Genomic DNA, 836 nt, shown 5'->3' on the forward strand with positions numbered 1-836 from the left:
CTAGGACGAATCGACATTCATCTGAGCCAGATCATCGCTGCGACGAGATATACGCATCCTTTGAAGTGAATGGTTCTGCGGTCATAACGTGTTGCGAAACGGCGGAAGTGCTTCATTCGATTGAAGCAGCGCTCGATGCGGTTCCGCTGAATGTAGATGGTTTCATCGTGCGGTATGATGATTTTACGCGAGCGGTTTGAGGGGATCACCGCCTCGGCTCCCATGGCGGCGATCGTTTCCCGCAAGGCATTGCTGTCATAGGCTTTATCGCCGAGTACGGCCTTGCCGACCTGCCCCTCCAAAAGAGCCGGAGCTTGGGTAATATCTCCGGCCTGACCGGCGGTGACGATGAAACGCAATGGTCTGCCGAGCGCATCGGCCAGCATATGAATTTTGGTGGTCAATCCACCTCTGGAACGCCCCAGCGCCTGATCCTTGGCCCCCCTTTTCCGGAGGCCGCCTGCTGATGGGCACGCACGATCGTGCTGTCGATCATCAGATACTGATTGTCCCGGTCAACTGTCAGCGCATCGAAAACCCGCTCCCAGACTCCGGCATGGCACCAGCGACTGAACCGGCGATGGACCGTCTTCCACTTGCCGTAGCGTTCCGGCAGATCCCGCCAATGTGCCCCCGAGCGCAACACCCACAAACAGCCGTTCACAAACAACCGGTTGTCTGCTCCCGTCCTGCCTGGATCGCCCGCCTTGCCAGGCAGCAAAGGCGCAATTCTCGACCATTGCGCCTCGTTCAACTCGTATCGCTTCACCGCCATCAAGGCCTCCGTGCGTCACACGGGTACTCTATGAATCAGTGATCAGCTGATTTGGGAATCC

At 57.7% G+C, this 836-nt stretch carries 1 protein-coding gene; it reads right to left on the reverse strand.

The features are described 5' to 3' along the window. Positions 1 to 17: 17 nt before the first annotated feature. Positions 18 to 775 (reverse strand): IS5 family transposase gene (locus tag AF337_RS40350; protein WP_425287890.1). Its coding sequence is split into 2 segments (ribosomal slippage): positions 18 to 433 and positions 433 to 775, totalling 759 coding nucleotides; the frame shifts between segments, so codons are not numbered across the junction. Positions 776 to 836: the final 61 nt, after the last annotated feature.

Origin of the sequence: Rhizobium ecuadorense (assembly GCF_001187535.1) — a bacterium.
GTDB classification, from domain to species: Bacteria; Pseudomonadota; Alphaproteobacteria; order Rhizobiales; family Rhizobiaceae; genus Rhizobium; species Rhizobium ecuadorense.